This is a genomic window from Ketobacter sp. MCCC 1A13808, assembly GCF_009746715.1.
Classification (GTDB): Bacteria; Pseudomonadota; Gammaproteobacteria; order Pseudomonadales; family Ketobacteraceae; genus Ketobacter.
In genome coordinates, this window is record NZ_VRKW01000001.1 from 241,383 (window position 1) to 262,772 (window position 21,390).

A 21,390-nucleotide genomic window follows, 5' to 3' on the forward strand; every position below is an offset into this window, starting at 1 on the left:
AAAGTCAGTCGAACTTCATACCCAAGCGAGCACCGACCTCTTCGTAACTTTCAACGACACCACCAAGTCCCTGGCGAAAGCGGTCTTTATCCAATTTTTTACGAGTCTCTTTATCCCACAGACGACATCCATCAGGGGTAAACTCGTCGCCCAACACCACGCGTCCCTGATACAAGCCGAACTCAAGTTTGTAGTCCACCAGCAGCATCCCCCCTTCCAGAAACAACTGTTTCAGCACAGTATTTACCTGGAAGGTCAACTCCTGCATTTTTTCCACATGTTCTTTTTCCGCCCAACCAAAACTCTTGATGTGGTACTCATTAACCATCGGGTCACCAAGGTCATCGTTTTTAAGGAAAAACTCGAAGGTTGGTGGATTAAGATCTAACCCCTCTTCAACACCAAGGCGCCGACAAATACTGCCTGCAGAAATATTCCTAACCACACATTCCAAGGGCATCATTTTAAGGCTTTTGACCAATGACTCCTGGTCACTCAGCAGTTTGGTGAAATGGGTTTCTATGCCTGCGGCTTCCAGCTTTTCCATGATAAACGCATTGAACTTGTTATTAACCATGCCCTTGCGATCAAGCTGTTCAATCTTCTTGCCATCAAATGCCGACGTGTCATTCCTGAAAAATAACACCAACGCATCCGGATCATCCGTTGTATATACGGATTTCGCTTTACCTTTATACAGTTCTTCACGCTTTTCCATTGATTTACCCACCCAATGTTAATCTATTTTCAATTAGTAATTGTTTGCTTGCCACATGCTACAGTACGGACTTCGATTTCCAGCCACGCAAACCCTGAGCATTGCTTGGCTATCCGTATTCGGTCCGGACTGAAGCCGACTACACCGCGTAAGGCTTGCATAGCCAGTTCAGGATGATTATTTTTTTGGCTGATGTGTGTTGCCACCAAATGTTGCAACCGGCTGCAATCCAGCTGCCCCAGCATTTCCGCGGCCTGCTGATTATTGAGATGGCCTAACGGCCCCGCCACCCGCCTTTTCAGGGAAGGTGGATAGGCGCTTTCAGCCAACATATTCAAATCGTGATTGCATTCCAGCATTAGCGCATCACAGCGCTGATACTGCTCCACCATATGTGGCGTAATGCTACCGACATCTGTCAGAATTCCAAGCCTTTGGCCGGAAGATTCAAATACAAACTGACAGGGTTCCCTGGCGTCATGAGGCACTGGCACCGGCTGTACCAGTATATTTCCTATGCTAAATCGCTGATGCGGACTGATCACCGTCAACAGACTTTCATCCAGAACCGTATGGAGCTTAGCGGCCCAAGTACCCCAAGTGCAATACACCGGAATTCTGCCTTTATTGGCTAACAGTGCAACCCCTTTCACATGATCACTGTGCTCATGGGTTACCAAAATGGCAGAAATATCTTCCAGTCCCAAATTCAAGGTGGCTAAACGCTTCACCGCTTCGCGGCCTGAAAAGCCGCAATCCAGCAGAACAACGTCCCCGTCTCCAGAGCAGATCAGCGTACCGTTACCTTCGCTGCCACTCCCTATGGAAGCGAACTTCACTACTGGAGCTTCTCCCTTAATGCGTTCAGGATTTGTGTGGACTCCACTTTCGGGGCAATGGTGTCGTCATCAAGCTGGACCGCAACCTGAATCCCGCTCTCGGAGCGAATCACCCGCAATTGCAGCTCTTTTGCAGCTTCGTCCCCATCCTCATCCTTCACCATCACCGTTCTTGCCAAGTAATAGATGCCCAAGCTGCGGTTAAGATCCTTCACCGCAATCTTGGATAGCGCCAAGGCCTGCCCTACTTCTAGCCAGGCATGGTTGAAGTCCAGATTGATAACCAGAACCGGATAATCATTACCATCCCGGGTCATGGTGTATTTCGGAACCGATTTCAAATCCTGGGAGAGCACAGATGTGCCCTGACGGCGGGCATCATCGCTCAAAAATTCCATCATCTCTTCATACACGATATGGACCAGATCCGGATCATCCGGAATAACCGGCCATTCCACCTGTTCCGGCAACGGTAATTTATTACGCACATGGTTAATACTGATAATATTGCCCTCTGCACGCTTGCCGGAGGTCACCTGAATTCTGAACTTATCCCTCAACTCCTGGCTGCCCGCCCCGGTGAAAAGACGCTTAAAGGATTTCCAGACACCGCGGTCGTTTTCCAGCAGCCGCGGTTTTAACCAGTCGGTTTCCAGAATGCCCGCTTCAGGATTGTTGACATCAACAACGAACGAATTGCTTTCCACAAACTCCACCAGCTGAGGCCATAATTCTGCGCTATCCCGCTCGGCTATTAGCCAGTAAAGCTGATCGTCCTTCCGCAACTCCAGGCCTGCATCCTGGTCCAGGTTCGCCAATGTGCGCGGCCTTGGGACGGAGCCACTGTCTTTCGGGATAAATGCATTGTTAGCAACCACATTCGGAATGGGATAACGCTGCTTGGTCGGTTTGGTCTGGACACCATCGGGTACCCGTAACGGCTCGATGCTCTTCGCCTCCTGATAATCCAATGATTTTTCCCGAAACTGCCCCTCATCACCAAAAAAATAGGAACAACCCGATAACGCAATCAGCAGTACCGCTAGCACCGCCTGTCGCAAAATGTGCATTAAGCTCTCCGGATATTATAATTCTACAGAATGCCAGCCTGTCTCATGGCATCCAGCACAGGCGCATGATACTGCTCAGAAAAGGGGGTAAGAGGCAATCGGATACCTTCCTTAATCAAACCCATCTGCTGCAATGCCCATTTCACAGGGATCGGATTCGCCTCTAAAAACAGTGTTTGGTGTAATCCCAGCAATGGCTGGTTTATGGTCTCCGCCTCAGAGCGATTCCCGGCCATTGCCGCTGCGCAAAGATCAGACATTGCTTTGGGTGCAACGTTCGCTGTGACCGATATATTTCCTTTAGCACCCAGCAACATAAGTTCCATCGCAGTGGCATCGTCGCCGGAATACAGCAAAAAATCACCGCTACACAATTCAAGTATCGCTTGCCCCCGGTCCAGTTTGCCGGTGGCCTCTTTTATGCCCACGATATTTCTGTGCGCGTGTAAACGTTGAACGGTTTCCGGCAGCATATCGCACACGGTGCGTCCCGGTACGTTGTACAGAATCTGCGGTATCTCCACTGCGTTGGCAATCGCCATGTGATGCCGATACAAACCTTCCTGGGTCGGCTTGTTATAATACGGTGCAACCAATAAGCAGGCATCGGCACCCGCGGACTTAGCCGCTTCGGTGAGCTCAATGGCTTCACTGGTGGAGTTGGCTCCGGTACCGGCAATCACGGGAATCTTCCCTCCGGCCCGCTCCACAACAAACTTGATAACGGCGCAATGTTCACTCACATTCAAGGTTGCAGACTCACCTGTCGTGCCCACCGCAACGATTGCATTCGTGCCCTGCTCTATGTGCATATCTGTCAAGTTCGCCAAGCTATCCCAATCAATGCTGTCATCCGCATTCATTGGCGTAACCAAGGCCACCATGCTGCCAGTTATCATCCGCTCTAAGCTCTCCGCCTGGTAAAAATAAACGGGTATGGTACTTAGGCGTTTAGACAATAACAAGCATCTCCGCCAGCCCAACGCGAAAATCCCCGCAACCGGAAAGACGAAAACAACCATTAACTAATATTTCTAGCTTTTTCAGCTAGTTGTTCCTAAATACCGATGCTAAACTGAATTTCATCAAATAAACGGTTATAAGCACTCAGAATAACGGAAATCGAGACCGTGAGATGGTGCTAAATAATCTAAGAGACTGATATTGATGAATGAATATTTGGTTATCTCTGCCATCGGGGAAGATCGCGCGGGCATTATCAACGGCCTGTCGCAAGCGGCCAGTGAGGCTAATTGCAACATCCTCGACACCCGCATGACCGTATTAGGTGGTGAATTCGCTTTAATCATGCTGATAAGCGGACAACCTGATGACATTGCCGCCGCCGAAGCTCTTTTCCCCGAAATTGCCGACCAGTTCCACCTCACCACGATCCTAAAGCGCACAAAGCTCAGACAATTAGCCGATATCGGCTACCCCTATCAGGTAGTGGTTGTTTCGTTGGATCATCCCGGCATCGTTCGTGAAATCGCCGGCTTTTTTAGTGACCGCAACATAAATATTGAAGAAATGGAAACGGGCACCTATGCTGCAGCACATACGGGAACGGCCATGTTCTCGTTGGAAATGTCAGTAAACGTACCAGCAAATTCTGCGATTGCCTCCTTAAAAGAAGCTTTCGTTTCCTTTTGTGATGAACGTAACCTGGATGCAACCATAGAACCTCGCCGTTAAGCCAGCGAGGAACTAGCAACAGGTCTAAAACAAAAACCAAGACGGGCTTAGGAGGAGTCAATGGCATTCGTTGAGATCGGTAAACCAGTCCCGGATTTTGCGGCACAAGCAACCAGCTCAAAAGACATCGTTTTATCCAGGCTGAAAGGCTGGAAAGTGGTTCTGTACTTTTATCCGAAAGACAACACTCCTGGCTGCACCACAGAGGGCCTGGATTTCAGAGACTACTACGAGGACTTTAAGAAAGCGAAAACTCTGATTTTCGGTGTCTCCAAAGACATCCTCAAATCCCATGAACAATTCAGGGCGCAATATCAATTTCCCTTCGAATTGATTTCAGACACCGATGCCTACCTTTGCCGAATGTTTGAAGTAATCCAACCATTAAATATGTATGGCAAACAGATCCAGGGCGTGGAACGCAGCACCTTCCTGATTGACTCAAGTGGTGTTTTACGCCGCGAATGGCGCAAGGTCCGCGTCAACGGCCACGTTGAAGAGGTGCTGGAGGCGGCCGAAGCAACGGACTAACGCCCCGGGCATCAAAGGAGGCCCCCGTCCTGCCCCGGTGAGGGAACCGACCCGGATTTTACCAGCACCGGTATGGGCTCCCTGGGCCAGGAGGAAAACACGGCCTTCACCAACGTTGCTAGTGGGATGGCAAAAAACACCCCCCAAAGCCCCCAAAAACCTCCGAACACCAAAACAGCCGTAATAATTGCTACTGGGTGAAGATTAACCGCTTCGGAAAACAATATGGGTACCAGCAGGTTACCGTCCAATCCTTGTATTATGCCGTATGAGACCAATACCCACATAAACTCAGGCCCCCAGCCGAACTGAAAGTAGGCTACTACCGCGACAGGAATAGTCACGACCGTTGCGCCGATATAAGGCACCACGACACTTAACCCCACCAGCATGCCGAGCAAAGCGGCGTAGTTCACACCTAAAAGAACAAATGTCACGTACGTAACTGAACCTACTATCAGTATCTCTAGCGCTTTCCCTCGCACATAATTCGATATTTGGACGTCCATTTCTTTGATAACGCGGGAAATAAAAGGCCTGTCCTGAGGTAAATAGCTATCCACCCAATTAATCATACGGTCTTTATCTTTGAGGAAAAAAAACACCAGCATTGGCACCAATACCAAAAAGATCAGTATACCCATCAGGTTGGGAATGCTCGATACTGAAAAGGTCAGCACGGATTCTCCCAGGCTTTTCAACGTAGTGGAGGTCAGGGTGCTGATCTCTTTCACCCACTGCTCCGAGACCAGTTCCGGATAACGCTGCGGCAACATATTCAGAAACAGGTTCGCCTCATATAGCATTCTGGGCACCTGATCATTGAACAAACGGACTAACTGGCCCCAGGCCAGAGGCACCAGCACAAACAGCAAGGAAACCTGCGCCGCCAGGAACAACACATAAGTGAAAAGCAGGGAAGCAAACCAGGGCACTTTCTTGCTGACCAGGAAACTGATCATGCCCTGCAACAGGTACGCCAACACAATGGCGGTGAGAACAGGCGCTAAAATTGAACCCATTGTCACAACGATGGTTAAGCCGACCGCAAGCAACAGAATTAAAACGACCGCTTCTCGATTGGAAAAATATTCTTTATACCAGTCACTAAAAATCTGAAACATAGATGGTACTGAAAAGCCCTAAGCTAATTTTTCAATTAAAAACAAATACTCACCGTTCCGGTGATCTTGTTCGTGAATGATGTGACCGACCTGTTGAGCAAAGGCAGCGAAATCCCTGACCGAGCCGGGATCGGTGGTTTTGACGTGAATCCGGTCACCCACTTCCATTTGGTTTAGTCGTTGCTTCAATTTCAATAACGGCAGCGGGCAATTCATTCCCCGCGCGTCCAGATCCGGCACCGCGTCCATCTCACCTGCTCACAGTTTGAAGGGGCCGTCACTATACAAGCATTGACCCTAATGTTACAGACAATCTCCGATCACCATATATGGCTAGGTCTGATATTCTGCATCTGCTACCCTAATAAGATAAGAGTAACCTAATCCTAATCCGGCGAAAACTTTATCAAAAAGCTTTTGTCTAATCTTCCAGATTCCGGGACGGCGAACGCTAGAAATTGAATATGAACTTGCAGTATAGATTGATGCTGGCAACCAGGCTGATTTTGATTTTAAGCTTGTGTTCTTCGTCCCTGTCCCGCGCTTATGCTACCGCCAGCAACACGTTACCCTCTCTGGGTGATGCCAGCTCGGCCATTATCAGCCCGGAACAGGAGTACCGGCTGGGTCGCGCCTGGCTGAGACAACTCCGTTCGCAAGCCCCCGTCATTCATGACCCCCTGGTGCACAATTACCTGAATACACTGGTATACCACTTAGCGTCGTCCAGCGACCTGGACCAGCCAAATATCGAACTGATCGTGCTTAACAGCCCCGCCATTAATGCTTTCGCAGCTCCCGGTGGCGTCATGGGACTGAACGGCGGATTGCTGATGAACGCGCGCACGGAGGACGAGTTAGCAGGTGTCATCGCCCACGAACTCGCCCACCTGAGTCAACGTCATTTTGCGCGTGGACTGGAACACTCCCAGCAAACGTCCTGGGCCAGCATGGCGGCCCTACTGGCCAGCGTCGTACTGGCCGCCACCGCCGGTGCTGACGCGGGTATGGCGGCACTGGCCACAACGCAGGCTGCCTCGATTGATTCGCAGCTGAGGTTCAGTCGCTCCAACGAGCAAGAAGCCGATCGTGTAGGTATGCAAACGCTGGTGAATGCCGGTATGAATCCGGCCGCCATGGCTGACTTTTTCGAATCCTTACAACGTAGCATGCGCTTCTATGGTGATTTGCCTCCGGAATTCCTGCTGACGCATCCCGTCACCGAATCCCGCATCACGGACGCCCGAAGCAGAGCAGCAAAATACCCGGCACAGGACTCGGCCAACTCACTTGAGTTCAGTTTGATGAAAGTGCGGGTGGAAGTGGATTTTGCCAGAGACGGCAACGCCATGATCAATGATCTTGAAAAACAAAAAGCGGACAGTAAGCAATTTCTGGAAGTGAATGAATACGGTTTGGCGTGCGCATATATGAAAACCAACCAACTGGACAAAGCCCTTCAGAATATGGCTGAGCTTCTGAAGCGACGGCCGCAGCGCATTACCTATATCGCAACCCAGGCCGAGATACTCAATAAAGCGGGCCGTTACCCGGAGGCAATCAAAGTGCTGGAAGAAGGGCTTGGTTATTCACCCCAGAACTACGCATTGAGCCTCCACTATGCAGACGCCTTAACACACAGAGGCCAGACCGATCAGTCCATTAAAATTCTGCGCGAACAAATTACCTTGCATGAAACCTGGCCCATACTGTGGTTCATGCTGGCAGAAGCTCAGGGTAAAGCCAAAGACCGCCTCGGGGTTTACCAGTCCAAAGCAGAATATTACTTTCTCTATGGGCATGTGCAACGGGCCGTTGAGCAATTACGTTATGCCCTCCCCCTGGCCAGAGAAAACTTTCAGATGACAGCAAGAATAACCGAGCGCATTGCCGAGATGGAGAATTCCATGCGCGATATGGAATTCTAGCGCTTCGCAAAATCCAGCATACGATTCAACGGAATCATTGCCTGCTCAATCAAGGCTGCATCCACATGCACTTCGTTACTGTGATTTTTCAGCTCCAGCGTAAGATTATCCAGTGCATTCATTGCCATCCACGGGCAGTGAGCACAAGAACGGCATGTTGCACCGTTACCTCCGGTAGGCGCTTCAATAAGCAGTTTACCGGGTGCCTGCTGCTGCATTTTATAGAAAATGCCTCGGTCCGTTGCAACGATGAACGTGCTGTTTTCCATTTTCTGAGCGGCCTGTATCAGCTGAGAGGTGGATCCCACCACATCAGCCAGGTTCACTACCGACTCCGGTGATTCCGGGTGTACAAGAACAGCGGCATCCGGATAAACCTTTTTCAAGTCCTGAAGGCCTTTCGCTTTAAACTCATCGTGAACTATACAAGCGCTATCCCAGAGCAACACGTCAGCCCCCGTTTCACGCTGAACGTAAGCACCCAAGTGTTTATCCGGCGCCCAAAGGATTTTCTTACCCTGGTTGTGTAGATGCTCAACCAGCTCCAAAGCGATACTTGAGGTAACAACCCAGTCCGACCTGGCTTTCACCGCCGCCGAGGTATTGGCATAGACCACCACCTCGCGATCGGGATGCTCATCGCAAAAGGCACTGAATTCGTCCACAGGACAACCGAGGTCGAGGGAGCAGGTTGCTTCCAGGGTGGGCATCAGTACTGTTTTCTCGGGACTCAGGATTTTAGCGGTTTCACCCATAAATTTAACACCGGCCACTACCAGAGTCGTTGCCGGGTGCTGCTTACCGAAACGTGCCATTTCAAGGGAGTCAGAAACGCAACCCCCAGTCTCTTCAGCCAGAGATTGCAGATCAGGGTCGGTGTAATAGTGAGCGACCAACACCGCATTTTGCTGTTTCAACAAGACCTTAATCTGATTGCGGTAGTCTAGCTTCTCGGCATCAGACAGCTTGCTTTGAAGATGGCTGCCATCCAGGTGATCCCTAACAATATCCGTAACCGTGGTATTCATGAATTCGACCTCTTGAAGCGCGCTTACTGCTAATACCCAGGGTAGTTAGATTCTTGGTGTTCCGGCGCTCATTCTACTGCAACCCGCGAGCATGTGATACTGGCTAGTTATATGGTGGCCGAGCTCGCTTCTTTCAAGCCTGGATACCGGCGGGTAGCTGCCAGGCGCTAAAACAAAAAAACCGCACTGATGGTTTGCTTTCTCTGCAACCGGTGCGGTTTCAATGCTGTTTTTAATATGGTGGGTCGTGCTGGATTCGAACCAGCGACCAATTGGTTAAAAGCCAACTGCTCTACCAACTGAGCTAACGACCCTTCGACGGATGCGTATATTACTGGTTAGAAATTAAATCACAAGGCTTTTTTTCAATTTTATGGCCTTGATTTCTATCATCTTTTTTGCTGCAGTGTGTTTTTTGCTCTAAAATGGCCCAAAACGCCTGAAATAATTACGATTTTGCTTTTACTGTCACAATCCCGGAGTTTGGCCGTCCGCTACTGGTACTGTGTAGGATCCGTCACGCCAGCCTGCTTAAATCCCTCGCTTCGTAAACGGCAACTATCACAGCGACCGCAGGCAAGCCCATTGTGGTCCGCCTGGTAGCATGAAACCGTCAGGCTGTAATCCACCCCAAGCTCAATACCCTTGCGGATTATTTCGCCCTTCGACAGAGTGAGCAGGGGCGCTTTAATAATCAGAGGCCTGCCCTCCACTCCTTTTTTGGTCGCGACGTTGGACAAGTGTTCGAATGCGGCTATAAACTCAGGACGACAATCCGGATAACCGGAATAATCCACCGCGTTAACGCCGATAAATATTGCATCGGCATCCAACACCTCCGCCCAACCTAACGCCAGGGATAAAAATACGGTATTACGGGCAGGTACATAGGTCACCGGAATACCCTCGGTTGGCAGCTCGGGGACAGCGATGTTACTGTCCGTTAGCGCAGACCCTCCAATATCGCCCATATTGATACGAATAGTTTTGAAATCTTTTGCACCCAATGCACCGACTACCCGCAGCGCAGCCGCAAGCTCCGATTCATGTCGCTGCCCGTAATCGAAACTCATTGCATAACAATCGTACCCCTGAGAGCTCGCTATGGCCAGGCAAGTGGCAGAATCCAGCCCACCGGATAACAAAACAACGGCTTTTTTTGCAGTCATATCAGTCTGATGCCTCCTGAAAACCGGTCTAATACCCCGGCTGGTCAGCCCATAAAATCTTGTGTAGTTGCAATTGGAAACGAACGGGCAAGTTGTCTTCGACAATCCAATTAGCCAGATCAGCGGGTTCGATTGCCTGATGGCTGGGCGAAAACAGCACGTCCCCCACTAGCAAGTCCAATTTCAATTGGCTCAACTGCATTTTGGCCCATTGGTAATCCTGGCGGCCACAGATGACAAATTTGATCTGATCTTTTGGCTTCAGATGTTCAAGATTGGAATACAGGTTGCGATGCATTTCACCGGAGCCCGGCGTTTTTAGATCAAGCACGATACTAACCCGGGAATCGACTTCACTCACGTCCAGCGCACCACTGGTTTCCAGAGAAACCTCCAAACCCAGATCGCACAACTGAGACAATAACGGAATACAATTCGGTTGCGCCAACGGTTCGCCGCCCGTAACAGTCACATACCGGGGGCTATAGGAGTTCACCTGATCAAGAATCTGCTGTAATGAGCGCATTTCGCCGCCTGAAAAGGCGTATTCGGTATCACAATATTGACATCTGAGAGGGCAACCGGTGAGGCGTACGAACACGGTCGGTAGCCCAATGGTTCGGGCTTCGCCTTGCAGAGAATAGAATATTTCGGTGATACGGAGTTGCGACACGCTGATACCCAGAACGGAAAACGCGCAATCTTAACTGAAGGTTCAACCGCTTTACAGGGTTTTTAACAAATCCTTCGCCAATTTTGCCGCGGATTTATCAGGATATTTATTAACCAGCTCGCTCAGAACACTTTTCGCTTTGCCGGTTTCGCCTTGCCCTGCATACAATTTACCCAATTTAAACATGGCGTCCGGTACTTTCACATGCCCCGGATAGCCTGCAAGAAGGTTGATAAAATGCCGCTTGGACTTTTCGATACTGGCAGGTTTTGACACCATGTAAAGCTCACCCAACCAATACTCGGCGTAGGGAGCATACATCCCTTTTGGTGATTGACTGAGCAATTGATGGAAACCCGAAATGGCCTCATCGTACTTGCCTTGTTTACGCAAAGAGCTGGTATGCTCATATAGCTCTTTGTCATCCATCTTTGGGACGGAATTGCCCCTCCTTGCGGAGGAATCAGGATCAGAAGACTCTCCTCCCAACTTGTTGATGCGCATATCCAGGTCCAAATAACGCTCGCGACCCTGCTTTTGCATAAGTTTGATTTGATGGTTCAATTCTTCAACCATGCCGCGAACTTCCTGAAGTTCTTGCTGCATTTGCTGAATCTGCGAATACGTCTCCCAATTTGAGCCGGTATTTAACGTAGGACCACCGGTGGATTCCGAACCGGAATCCACTGCGGACTTATAACCCAGCCCTGAACCATTACCCGAACCACTTTGAGAGCCGGAACCGGCCGACCTGGTTTTGTCGGTGTTGGTTTGCACCTGAGCGCTGGCTGAACCCGGTAATGGCTCATAGGGAGGAACGGCCACCGCAACAGCGGTGACCGTAGATAGTAGAAACAATACGAAAGCTTTCTGCATTTAATACTCTGCGTGGCGCTTATGGGGCTTCAGCGGTGTATTTCAATTCAGCACGACGATTCTGAGACCAGGAACCATCATCATGCCCCAGAGCAATTGGACGCTCTTCACCGTAACTGATGATTTCAAGTTGCGAGGCTGATGCGCCATTGGCTGCCAGGAAACTGGCTGCTGCCTTCGCTCGACGCTCGCCTAATGCCATATTGTATTCGCGGGTGCCGCGCTCATCAGCATGACCTTCCACCCGCAAACGCGCTGCTGGCGTGCTGGACAGGTACGAGGCGTGCGCCTGCAAAGTGGCGATGGCATCAGGACGAATACTGGCTTTATCGAAATCGAAGTATACAACTCTTTCTTCTAGTGCGGGGTCGGTCGCTTCCTCTGCTGCGTACTCACCGCTACCCATTGCTCCGCCGTCTACTTGGCTATCAGAATCTGAGTAATCTTCTTGTGACGCTGCCGAGGATAAATCATCGGTCGTATCTTCGGGGGTTGAGCTACAAGCTGAAATTGCGAATGCAGCGATCAGGGCCAAAATGTAGTTACGATTGAACATGGACATATATAACTCCTAACAGAGGAACACCAGACAAATAGTAGTGGTTCGATTAAACATTTTAAACAATATTACAACAAATCAATAACAAACAACTTTTTTTTTACATAAATGGCGACCAGGCAGGCTCCCTTACATCTCCGGTTCTGGACGGCAGCTTAACTTTCACTCTTCCATCCAGGGAAACCGCAGCCAACACCCCGCTTCCTTTATCCGTCGTTGCGTAAATGATCATACTGGCATTCGGAGCAATACTGGGAGATTCATCCAAATCGGTTTCTGTCAGCACATTAAAAGTCCCTCTCACTAAATCCTGCACTGCGATGTGAAATATTCCGTTGGAACGATGCACCATCGCCAAAAACCGGCCGTCCGGTGTTAAAACCGGTCGCGCATTGTAACTGCCTTCGAATGTTAAGCGCTCAACCTTTCCGGAATCAAGATATTGTCGATATATTTGTGGCGACCCGCCCCGCTCGGAGGTATATATCAAACTCTCTCCATCCGGGGACCAAGCCGGTTCTGTATCGATAGCGTAGTGGTTGGTAATCCGCTTCACTTTTCCTGTCGTCAAATTCATTGTATAGATTTCCGGATTGCCGTCCTTTGACAAGACCATGGCCAAACTTTTCCCGTCCGGCGAGAATCTCGGCGCGCCATTTAATCCCGCAAAACCAGTGATTTTCTGGGATTTTCGGGTTTTCGTGTCCATGATATAGATTGCTGGTCTCGTTGTTTCAAACGAAACATAGGTAATGTGTCGTCCGTTCGGCGCCCAGCTCGGTGAAAGAATCGGCTCGCTTGATTCCAACATTATGCGCTCATTGTGGCCATCAACATCGGCCAGATAAAGGCGATACCGCTGCACCCTTTTACCCGCTTCCTGCAAATATTCCATGGTGACATACACCATCTTAGTAGAGAACGCGCCGCGCACACCGGTTAACTCTTTATAAAGTGTATCGCTGATGTAGTGCGCCATGGCACGCAGGTCGTCGCCGCTTACGTACCATTTTTTCACCATTTTCTTTTGGAATATGTCGAAAAGCTGATAATCGACCCGATATTTGCCGTCGCTGGTAGAAGACATTTTTCCAATAACCAGATATTCGGCACCGTTGCTTTTGGATTGCCAATCACGGTAGAAAACCTGACTTTCGTCGGTCGGCAGACTCAGCATCCGGGATCGGTCCAGCGGCGCGAACTGCCCCGAGCGGTGCAGGTCCGCAGACACGATTTGCGCTACGTCTTCCGGTAGCCTGTTTCCACTCCAGGCAAACGGAACAACCGCTATTGAGGTGGCATCAGTCACGCCCTCGGTTATTTCAATTATCAGCTCTGCTCGCGCCGATATGGAAAAGAGCGTTAAGACACTCATAAGAACAACAAGATTTACTATTGATAAACGCTTCATACACTCTCTCAGCATTTGCTGGTTAGTCTTAAACAATACATCCATCGGCAGTTGAGCCAGATGAAAGCTAGTATCTCAAATCCCCAGGTTTAAATCGCATTTTAAACGCTCTGAAATGGCGATCAAATAATTTGGGGTCCGGAGGCACACTGAACCTACCCGCACTTTGCACCGCCAACATTGCCGAATTATCGAACGCCTGGTTGCCGCTGGAATCTTCAATCCGCACCGATTTAAGTTCGCCACCGGGTAACAACTGTATATCCAATACCACGGTCATATCGTTTCTTGCACCTGGTGGGCGACGCCAATACCGTTGCACGGTTTGTTGGATCAGCCCCTTGTACTGAAGAATTTCATCCATTTCCTGAGCGGATTGGTCCTGGTTATTCGCCGGTGTCGCAGGCTGGTCTTTTTCGATCGACTCCATTTCCTGCTTTAAAATATCACTAAACGAATCCAACTGTTCCTGAGGCGGCTCTGGCTTGGGCTCTGGCTTGGGCTCTGGCTTGGGCTCTGGCTTGGGCTCTGGTTTCGGTTTTGGCTCCGGTTTCGGTTTTGGTTTCGGTTTTGGCTCCGGTTTCGGTTTTGGCGCAACTTTCGGCTTCGGTGCTGGCTGCACTTTAGGTTTAGGTTTTTCAACCACCACTGCTGTCACGTGTTTGGGCAGTGGTTTGCTTTTTATTATCTCGTCGCTGCTGGGCCAATTGAAAAACAACAACGCCAACACCATAGCATGCACTAAAACTGCCTTGACCAGAGCTGCCGGATCCACCTTCACAAAGGACAAGAACTACTCCTTCAAACCGCTTTCGGTAACCAAGCCAACATCATTGACCCCGGCTTGTTGCAACCCGATCATCATCCGCATCACCAACCCATAAGCAACCCGTTCGTCCCCCTCCATTAACACCGGCGTGTCCGGCTTTGCCCGTTTAATGTCGGATACCGCTTTAATGATGTCCGGCAAAGGCTTGGGTTGCTGGTTCTCTTCATCAACGCTTAAAAAGTATTGCCCATTCTGGTTAACTGAAACAATCACAAACTGCTCGTTTTTGGGTAACACCAACGGTTCAGCATCGGCATCCGGGAGATCCACTTTTACGCCCGCTGTCATCATCGGAGCTGTAATCATGAACACAACCAGCAACACCAGCATGACGTCGATATAGGGAACAACGTTGATATCGGATATTGGCTTTCGCCGAACAGTTGTGCGCTTTGTGGACATAATCAGATTCCTGCGTTGCCCTTGAGATCAGCATCCGATGAATGCGCCTTACGATGCAGTATGCTGGAAAACTCGTCCATAAATGTCTCGTAACTGTGCAGAAGGGAATCGACCGATGATGAGAATCGGTTATAGCCAATTACCGCAGGAATGGCCGCGAACAAACCGATTGCAGTGGCAATCAGTGCTTCGGCAATACCGGGAGCGACGAGAGAAAGCGTCGCTTGGTTTTCGTTTGCCAGAGCCAGAAAGGAGTGCATAATCCCCCACACCGTGCCGAACAAACCGATGTACGGGCTGGTTGATCCCACGGTGGCCAAAAAAGGCAAGTGCATTTCCAGCTTTTGCTGCTCGCGCAACAAGGCTACCCGCATCGACCTTTCAGTGCCCGCCATTACCGACTCGGCATCACTGGTGGAGCCTTTCCTCAAACGGGCAAATTCTTTAAACCCGGCACGAAAAATATTTTCTTCGCCACTGTAATCGTTCGGTTCGGTATTGACTTGGACAAATAATCTGGACAAATCGATGCCGGACCAGAACCGCTCCTCAAAATCATTCAGTGCGCGCTTCGTTTTGGACAAAATGGATTGCCTTTGCCAGATCATGTACCAGGAAATCAAGGAGAGTGAAAATAAAATGAGCATAACCAGCTGCACTACAATCGAGGCATTGATTATCAGGCTCAACACAGACATGTTTTCCACGTTGGTCTATCTCCTTCTGGGATCTTGTTATTTGGCTTCTGCGTTAAGTTTAAACGCTTTAAATTGATTCGCTAATGATTCCGGAATAGCAACCGGTTTAAGTTGTTCAGTATCGACGCAAGCGACTTTTATGCAAGCATCACATATTACTTCATCGTCTCGTTTTACCTGTTGATGAAACTCTATGTAGGCACGCCCCAATTTTTGCACGCTGGCGGTAATCACCAATTCGTCATCCATCAAGGCTGGTTTTATATAGCGGGCGTCCAGGCTATGCACGACGTATTGCAGCCTGTTTTGCCTGAGATCGCCGAATTGTGAGCCCAAAGTGCGTAATAACTCTGTACGAGCACGCTCCATAAACTTCAGATAATTTACATAATAGACGATACCACCGGCATCTGTGTCTTCGATGTAGACCCGTGATCTGATGAAAAATTCACTCATCCTGAAACAGGTCTCCGCTGTTCGCATTCATTGATGCCGGCGGCTTGAGACCAAAATGCAGATAGGCCTGGCGAGTAGCAACACGCCCGCGAGGGGTGCGCATGATGAATCCCTGCTGTATCAAATAGGGTTCAACGACATCTTCGAGTGTTCCGGCTTCTTCACTGATTGCCGCAGCCAGGTTTTCAACTCCCACCGGGCCACCATCAAACTTTTCCATGATGGTCAGAAGTAAACGGCGATCCATCGTGTCGAAACCATGGCAATCTACCTTCAGCATATCCAGCGCGCGGGCGGCAACATCCGCCGTAATCCGACCATCACTTTTTACTTCGGCATAATCCCGCACTCGGCGTAATAGCCTGTTAGCAATCCTTGGCGTACCACGGCTGCGCCTGGCGATTTCCACTGCACCCTGATGCTCCATAGCCAACCCGAGAATGCCAGCGGAGCGATTAACGATTTTGGCGAGTTCGTCCACTGAATAAAATTCGAGACGCTGCACAATCCCAAAACGATCCCTTAACGGTGACGTAAGCAATCCGGCCCGAGTAGTCGCGCCCACCAGGGTAAATGGTGGTAAATCGATCTTAATAGAGCGGGCCGCAGGCCCTTCGCCTATCATTATGTCTAGCTGATAATCTTCCATCGCCGGATAGAGTATTTCTTCCACCACCGGGCTTAAACGATGTATCTCGTCCACGAACAGCACATCGCCATGCTCAAGATTGGTAAGCATGGCGGCCAGATCTCCCGCACGCTCCAATACCGGACCAGACGTACTTTTCAGACTACCTCCCATTTCGTTGGCGATGATATTCGCCAACGTGGTTTTACCTAAGCCGGGAGGCCCGAAAATTAATGTATGGTCGAGCGCTTCCTGCCGACCTTTGGCAGCAGAAATAAAAATTTCCATTTGCTCGCGCACCGCTGCCTGGCCGGTATATTCCGCCAGGGTTCCCGGCCTGATGGCGCGGTCATGTGCATCGTCCGGTTCAGGTACCGGCGAAATCAATCGATCTGATTCGATCATAGTCTGAGTCAGGAATCCTATTTTGTTGCAGACTAGTTCACCATTCGTTTGAGTGCTTGCCGAATGATGTCTTCGCTTTTTAACCCTTCCGTTTCCAGAGCTGCAATTGCTTTGGCTGCTTCCTGGGGTTTATAACCCAGTGCAATCAACGCGCTTTCTGCGTCGGTTATCTCTACACGAGGGGTTCTTATAATGCCGGTGACCGGCGTCAATGTCGGTTGCATCTGGAATTCGCTGAATTCTTTGAGTTTGTCCTGCATTTCAATTACTAAACGCTCAGCGGTTTTTTTGCCCACACCTGGCAATTTTACCAGGGTGTTTATATCGTGATCCTGCACGCAGCGCACAAATTCAGCGCTTTCAATGCCGGATAGGATCGCTAATGCCATCTTAGGGCCAACTCCATTTACCTTGATTAATACCCGAAACAACGCCCGTTCGGATTTGCTGAAGAACCCGAATAACAGCTGGGCATCTTCCCTGACAACAAAGTGAGTATGCAGTAGCACTTCACTTCCTATTTCAGGCAATTGGTAAAAGGTGGTCATCGGCGCTTCCAGCTCATATCCAACACCGCTCACATCGACTAAAAGTAGCGGGGCTTGCTTTTCGATTATGGTGCCTTTAATACGACCGATCATATTCTGTTTTAAGCTACCTATTAATAGTAGTTCGTTTAGTTCGTCAACGAGGCTGGTTGCGAAGCGCCGGCTCTGGCGAGGCTATCAGCGCCTAACTCGACCTCTGCGGATTTTCTTGGCTCCTGCCAACTTTATGAGACCTTGAGTCATGTGCGTGTGACATACGGCCACACCCAGCGCATCCGCTGCGTCGGACTGAGGCGTTTTAGTAAGGTTTAGTAAGTGGCAGATCATAACCTGAACCTGTGTTTTATCCGCTGCACCGGTTCCAACCACAGACTGCTTTACCTGGCGCGCGGAGTATTCGTACACGGGAAGCTTTTGGTAAGTACATGCGACGATGGCAGCGCCCCTCGCCTGACCTAATTTTAAGGCAGAATCGGCATTGCGTGCCATGAATACTTGCTCAACCCCCACTTCCTGGGGCGAGTGCAATTGAATTATCTGGGAGATTCCGCGGTAAATAAGATCCAGTTTTTCACTCAGATTCTCTGCCGCTTCGGTGCGTATACAGCCGCTATCAATGTAGGTGAGTTGCGAGCCTTGCGAGCAAATGACGCCATAACCGGTGACACGAGAACCAGGATCGATACCAAGCACAATCGACACTGATGACAGCCCTATAGTTCAATATAATGCAGACTAGTCTAGCAGCAATGAAGCAGGAGTCATCCCTAATTTGTACTAATTTCATAAGTTTATGCTTCAAAGATAAAAGAAACGGCACTCGAGAAAGGCCGCCGAAAAACGTTCACTATTGGATACTGGCAGGCGCTTTCTGACGGGCACCTACAAGCCCGACCACGCCGATCGCCACAATCATGAGCATACCGTGATCTGCAATCCATTCCAGTTGCGCCTGCGACCGGAACGATATCACGGCTACCAATACCAGGGCAGCGAGCAGACCAAACACAATGGCATGGGTTAACTTCATTTTGTATTACACTCCGGCTTTTCCAAGCAAAGCGATCCGCTTTAATTTGATACGTTATGAATATATTAGTGAATGCCCGAGCACCGGGTTATGAAATATTACCATTTTAGCAGCTTAATTTTGCATCGAACGAGTGAGGCCGCGAAATCGAATCGGCGGCCTGAACTTAGAAAAGGGGGAGCACGCATAATTGATCTGAACGGGGCACGGGCGGTTGACGGCGGCTGTCAGCTCTCCATCTGCTGCATCAGCTCTTGCGTAAAGTTGGCGTTAGTATAGACGTTCTGCACATCGTCCAGCTCTTCAAGCATGTCGATCATTTTCAATATCGCAGTCGCCGTTTCCAGGTCCATGTCAACTTGCACAGATGCAGCAAGATTAATCTCGGCATTGGCCGACGTCAGACCCGAATTAATCAACGCTGAATTCACTGCGCCCAAATCCTCCCAAGCTGTAATGACATCCATGCTGCCATCGTCATTCGTTAGAACATCTTCTGCGCCGGCCTCCAGCGCTGCCTCCATTAATCGATCTTCATCGATTCCGGCTTCAAAATTGATCTCGCCACGCTTGGTGAATAGGTAAGCTACGGAGCCATCCGTTCCGAGATTACCGCCGTTTTTGCTGAACGCATGACGGATATCACCCGCGGTGCGGTTACGGTTATCCGTCATGGCCTCCACGATCACAGCAACGCCGCCGACACCATAACCTTCATAAGTCAGCTCATCCAGCTGCTCACTGTCATCGCCACCGGCACCCCGCTTCACTGCTCGCTCAATGGTGTCTTTTGTCATATTGGCGGCCAAGGCTTTATCCATCGCTAGCCGCAATCGGGGATTGTCCTCCGGCTGCCCGCCTGACCGGGCTGCTATCACTATTTCACGAATGAGCCGGGTGAATACTTTACCTCGCTTTGCATCCTGAGCTGCTTTACGGTGCTTAATATTCGCCCATTTACTATGCCCTGCCATTGAACCCTCCTTTTTACTGCTTTTCGTCTGCCTGACGTACCCGGATACCTACCTCCCGTAATTGCTTGGCGTCCACGGTGGACGGAGCCGCTGTCATAACACAGGCTGCTGTTTGTGTTTTCGGGAAAGCAATTACATCGCGGATAGAGTGCGCACCGGTCATCAGCATAATCAACCGGTCCAGGCCAAACGCCAGACCGCCATGAGGCGGGCATCCGAATTTCAGCGCGTCTAACAGGAAACCGAATTTGTCATTCGCTTCCTCTTCACCGATATTCAGTGCCTTGAATACCGTGCGCTGCATTCCGGGATCATGGATACGGATAGAACCACCGCCTAATTCAGTGCCATTTAGCACCATATCATAAGCACGGGAAAGCGCAGTGGCAGGCGATGCTTCCAGCTCCGAAGGTTCGCAGGAAGGCGCGGTAAAGGGGTGATGGATGGCATTCAGTTTGCCGTCGTCTTCCTCTTCGAACATAGGGAAATCCACTACCCAAAGGGGCGACCATTCACCCTTTATAAGCCCTCGATCGTGGCCCAGCTTTATCCGCAAGGCGCCCATGGATTCATTGACAACGGAGGCTTTACCCGCGCCGAAGAAAATAATATCGCCATCTTCGGCACCCAGACGCTCCATCATTTCCATTACAACGTTAGTCATATTTTTAACGATGGGAGATTGCAGCCCGTCTACCCCGGCCGCAAGATCGTTGACTTTTATCCAGGCCAGCCCACGCGCACCATAGATGCTGACATACTTAGTGTATTCATCAATTTCTTTGCGGCTAATCGAGGCTCCACCGGGAATTCTCAAACCGCACACTCTGCCTTTTGGGTCTGAAGCCGGCGCGGAAAACACCTTAAATTCCACCTGACGCATCAAATCGTCCACATCGATCAATTCCAGCGGAATCCTCAAATCCGGTTTATCACTACCGAAACGGGACATCGCTTCTGCGTAGGCCATACGGGGAAACTCGGGCAGCTCCACGTTTAACATGCCCTTGAACAGAGAACGTATCATATTCTCGGCAATACCCATGACATCCTCTTCGTTTACGAAGGATGCCTCTATATCGATCTGGGTAAATTCCGGTTGGCGGTCTGCGCGCAAGTCTTCGTCGCGAAAACATTTTGCTATTTGATAGTACCGATCCAGACCGGAAACCATCAGTAATTGTTTAAACAGTTGTGGCGACTGCGGTAGCGCAAAGAAGCTACCCTGGTGGGTCCGGCTGGGGACCAGATAGTCCCGTGCGCCTTCCGGGGTTGCTTTAGTTAGAATCGGCGTTTCAACATCCAGGAAGCCTTCACCATCCAGATAATTACGAATCGCGGTTGTGACCTTGGAGCGAAATGCCAAACGCTGCTGTATCTCAGGCCGGCGCAAATCCATATAACGATATTTTAAACGCACGTCTTCGCCGACGTTGATATGCTCGTCCAACTGGAATGGAGGCGTTTCAGAGGCATTCAGGATAGCCAGTTGTTTTCCCAACACTTCGATCATGCCGGTGGGCATTTCCGGATTCTGGGTGCCTTCCGGCCGGATCCGGACCCGACCGGTTAGCTGAATAACAAATTCACTTCGTACTTTCTCAGCCAGAGCAAAAGCTTCTTCCGTATCGGGATCGATTACGACCTGGGCGATACCCTCGCGGTCCCGCAGGTCCAGGAAGATAACGCCACCATGATCCCGACGACGATGGACCCATCCGCATAGAGTAACGGTCTGATCGATGTTTGATTCATTGAGGTGGCCACAATAATGGCTTCGCATAACTCTGTTACCTGTT

At 50.0% G+C, this 21,390-nt stretch carries 25 protein-coding genes and 1 tRNA gene; 3 read left to right on the top strand and 23 right to left on the bottom strand.

Annotated features, from left to right (window positions below):
- Nucleotides 1-4 precede the first annotated feature (4 nt).
- From purC to dapA, 4 genes are read right to left on the bottom strand one after another with little or no spacing between them, the layout of a single operon-like run.
- The gene (gene purC, locus FT643_RS01125) at nt 5-718 is read right to left on the bottom strand and encodes a phosphoribosylaminoimidazolesuccinocarboxamide synthase (protein ID WP_156868844.1); all 714 of its coding nucleotides are present in this window, start codon (nt 716-718) and stop codon (nt 5-7) included.
- A 29-nt stretch (nt 719-747) separates the two neighbouring features.
- Complete coding sequence (locus FT643_RS01130) at nt 748-1,557, bottom strand: MBL fold metallo-hydrolase (protein ID WP_317621907.1); 810 nt, start codon at nt 1,555-1,557, stop codon at nt 748-750.
- Entirely contained in the window at nt 1,557-2,627 is a 1,071-nt protein-coding gene (bamC, locus tag FT643_RS01135; RefSeq protein ID WP_156868845.1) for an outer membrane protein assembly factor BamC, read from the bottom strand. Before bamC ends, FT643_RS01130 begins: the two co-directional genes overlap by 1 nt.
- A gap of 23 nt (nt 2,628-2,650) precedes the next feature.
- Nucleotides 2,651-3,526: a 4-hydroxy-tetrahydrodipicolinate synthase gene (gene dapA / locus FT643_RS01140; protein ID WP_156868846.1), complete on the bottom strand. Its 876-nt coding sequence runs from the start codon at nt 3,524-3,526 to the stop codon at nt 2,651-2,653.
- Nucleotides 3,527-3,794: 268 nt separating this feature from the next.
- Between dapA and FT643_RS01145 the strand changes: the two genes are divergently transcribed.
- Entirely contained in the window at nt 3,795-4,322 is a 528-nt protein-coding gene (locus FT643_RS01145) for a glycine cleavage system transcriptional repressor (protein WP_198043231.1), read from the top strand.
- 60 nt (nt 4,323-4,382) lie between these two features.
- Nucleotides 4,383-4,853: a peroxiredoxin gene (locus tag FT643_RS01150; RefSeq protein WP_156868848.1), complete on the top strand. Its 471-nt coding sequence runs from the start codon at nt 4,383-4,385 to the stop codon at nt 4,851-4,853.
- A gap of 11 nt (nt 4,854-4,864) precedes the next feature.
- On the opposite strand, the gene FT643_RS01155 is transcribed toward FT643_RS01150, so the two are convergent.
- Together FT643_RS01155 and FT643_RS01160 are read right to left on the bottom strand one after the other, a co-directional pair.
- Nucleotides 4,865-5,977 carry an AI-2E family transporter gene (locus tag FT643_RS01155; protein WP_156868849.1) on the bottom strand — a complete coding sequence of 371 codons (1,113 nt, stop codon included), beginning with the start codon at nt 5,975-5,977 and terminating at the stop codon, nt 4,865-4,867.
- Nucleotides 5,978-5,995: 18 nt separating this feature from the next.
- Nucleotides 5,996-6,226 (bottom strand): sulfurtransferase TusA family protein, encoded by a 231-nt coding sequence (locus tag FT643_RS01160; protein ID WP_156868850.1) that lies wholly within the window; start codon nt 6,224-6,226, stop codon nt 5,996-5,998.
- Between the two features lie 215 nt (nt 6,227-6,441).
- Between FT643_RS01160 and FT643_RS01165 the strand changes: the two genes are divergently transcribed.
- Complete coding sequence (locus FT643_RS01165; protein ID WP_156868851.1) at nt 6,442-7,905, top strand: M48 family metalloprotease; 1,464 nt, start codon at nt 6,442-6,444, stop codon at nt 7,903-7,905.
- Here the strand turns inward: FT643_RS01165 and nadA are convergent.
- The 17 genes from nadA to aspS form a co-directional block, all read right to left on the bottom strand.
- Nucleotides 7,902-8,933, bottom strand: coding sequence for a quinolinate synthase NadA (nadA, locus tag FT643_RS01170; RefSeq protein WP_156868852.1), 1,032 nt, complete (start codon nt 8,931-8,933; stop codon nt 7,902-7,904). The genes FT643_RS01165 and nadA overlap by 4 nt on opposite strands.
- A gap of 238 nt (nt 8,934-9,171) precedes the next feature.
- Nucleotides 9,172-9,247: transfer RNA gene (locus tag FT643_RS01175), tRNA-Lys, on the bottom strand.
- A gap of 180 nt (nt 9,248-9,427) precedes the next feature.
- Nucleotides 9,428-10,102, bottom strand: a complete 675-nt coding sequence (gene queC / locus FT643_RS01180) for a 7-cyano-7-deazaguanine synthase QueC (RefSeq protein ID WP_156868853.1) — start codon at nt 10,100-10,102, stop codon at nt 9,428-9,430.
- 28 nt (nt 10,103-10,130) lie between these two features.
- The gene (gene queE, locus FT643_RS01185; protein WP_411267788.1) at nt 10,131-10,775 is read right to left on the bottom strand and encodes a 7-carboxy-7-deazaguanine synthase QueE; all 645 of its coding nucleotides are present in this window, start codon (nt 10,773-10,775) and stop codon (nt 10,131-10,133) included.
- A 51-nt stretch (nt 10,776-10,826) separates the two neighbouring features.
- Nucleotides 10,827-11,651: a tol-pal system protein YbgF gene (gene ybgF / locus FT643_RS01190; protein WP_156868855.1), complete on the bottom strand. Its 825-nt coding sequence runs from the start codon at nt 11,649-11,651 to the stop codon at nt 10,827-10,829.
- Nucleotides 11,652-11,670: 19 nt separating this feature from the next.
- Entirely contained in the window at nt 11,671-12,213 is a 543-nt protein-coding gene (pal, locus tag FT643_RS01195; protein WP_156868856.1) for a peptidoglycan-associated lipoprotein Pal, read from the bottom strand.
- A gap of 97 nt (nt 12,214-12,310) precedes the next feature.
- Nucleotides 12,311-13,621 (bottom strand): Tol-Pal system beta propeller repeat protein TolB, encoded by a 1,311-nt coding sequence (tolB, locus tag FT643_RS01200; RefSeq protein ID WP_156868857.1) that lies wholly within the window; start codon nt 13,619-13,621, stop codon nt 12,311-12,313.
- A 67-nt stretch (nt 13,622-13,688) separates the two neighbouring features.
- Nucleotides 13,689-14,402 carry a cell envelope integrity protein TolA gene (gene tolA / locus FT643_RS23075; RefSeq protein WP_317621930.1) on the bottom strand — a complete coding sequence of 238 codons (714 nt, stop codon included), beginning with the start codon at nt 14,400-14,402 and terminating at the stop codon, nt 13,689-13,691.
- A gap of 12 nt (nt 14,403-14,414) precedes the next feature.
- Nucleotides 14,415-14,852 carry a protein TolR gene (tolR, locus tag FT643_RS01215; RefSeq protein ID WP_156868859.1) on the bottom strand — a complete coding sequence of 146 codons (438 nt, stop codon included), beginning with the start codon at nt 14,850-14,852 and terminating at the stop codon, nt 14,415-14,417.
- Between the two features lie 2 nt (nt 14,853-14,854).
- The gene (tolQ, locus tag FT643_RS01220; protein WP_156869390.1) at nt 14,855-15,550 is read right to left on the bottom strand and encodes a protein TolQ; all 696 of its coding nucleotides are present in this window, start codon (nt 15,548-15,550) and stop codon (nt 14,855-14,857) included.
- A gap of 36 nt (nt 15,551-15,586) precedes the next feature.
- Entirely contained in the window at nt 15,587-16,006 is a 420-nt protein-coding gene (gene ybgC, locus FT643_RS01225) for a tol-pal system-associated acyl-CoA thioesterase (protein WP_156868860.1), read from the bottom strand.
- Entirely contained in the window at nt 15,999-17,039 is a 1,041-nt protein-coding gene (gene ruvB, locus FT643_RS01230) for a Holliday junction branch migration DNA helicase RuvB (protein WP_156868861.1), read from the bottom strand. Before ruvB ends, ybgC begins: the two co-directional genes overlap by 8 nt.
- Nucleotides 17,040-17,071: 32 nt before the next feature.
- Nucleotides 17,072-17,680, bottom strand: coding sequence for a Holliday junction branch migration protein RuvA (gene ruvA / locus FT643_RS01235; protein WP_156868862.1), 609 nt, complete (start codon nt 17,678-17,680; stop codon nt 17,072-17,074).
- An 84-nt stretch (nt 17,681-17,764) separates the two neighbouring features.
- Entirely contained in the window at nt 17,765-18,289 is a 525-nt protein-coding gene (gene ruvC, locus FT643_RS01240; protein WP_317621908.1) for a crossover junction endodeoxyribonuclease RuvC, read from the bottom strand.
- 145 nt (nt 18,290-18,434) lie between these two features.
- On the bottom strand, nt 18,435-18,617 hold the full coding sequence (locus FT643_RS01245; RefSeq protein WP_156868864.1) for a hypothetical protein: 183 nt from the start codon (nt 18,615-18,617) through the stop codon (nt 18,435-18,437).
- A 227-nt stretch (nt 18,618-18,844) separates the two neighbouring features.
- Entirely contained in the window at nt 18,845-19,591 is a 747-nt protein-coding gene (locus FT643_RS01250; RefSeq protein WP_156868865.1) for a YebC/PmpR family DNA-binding transcriptional regulator, read from the bottom strand.
- Nucleotides 19,592-19,604: 13 nt separating this feature from the next.
- Nucleotides 19,605-21,374, bottom strand: coding sequence for an aspartate--tRNA ligase (aspS, locus tag FT643_RS01255; protein ID WP_156868866.1), 1,770 nt, complete (start codon nt 21,372-21,374; stop codon nt 19,605-19,607).
- Nucleotides 21,375-21,390 lie beyond the last annotated feature (16 nt).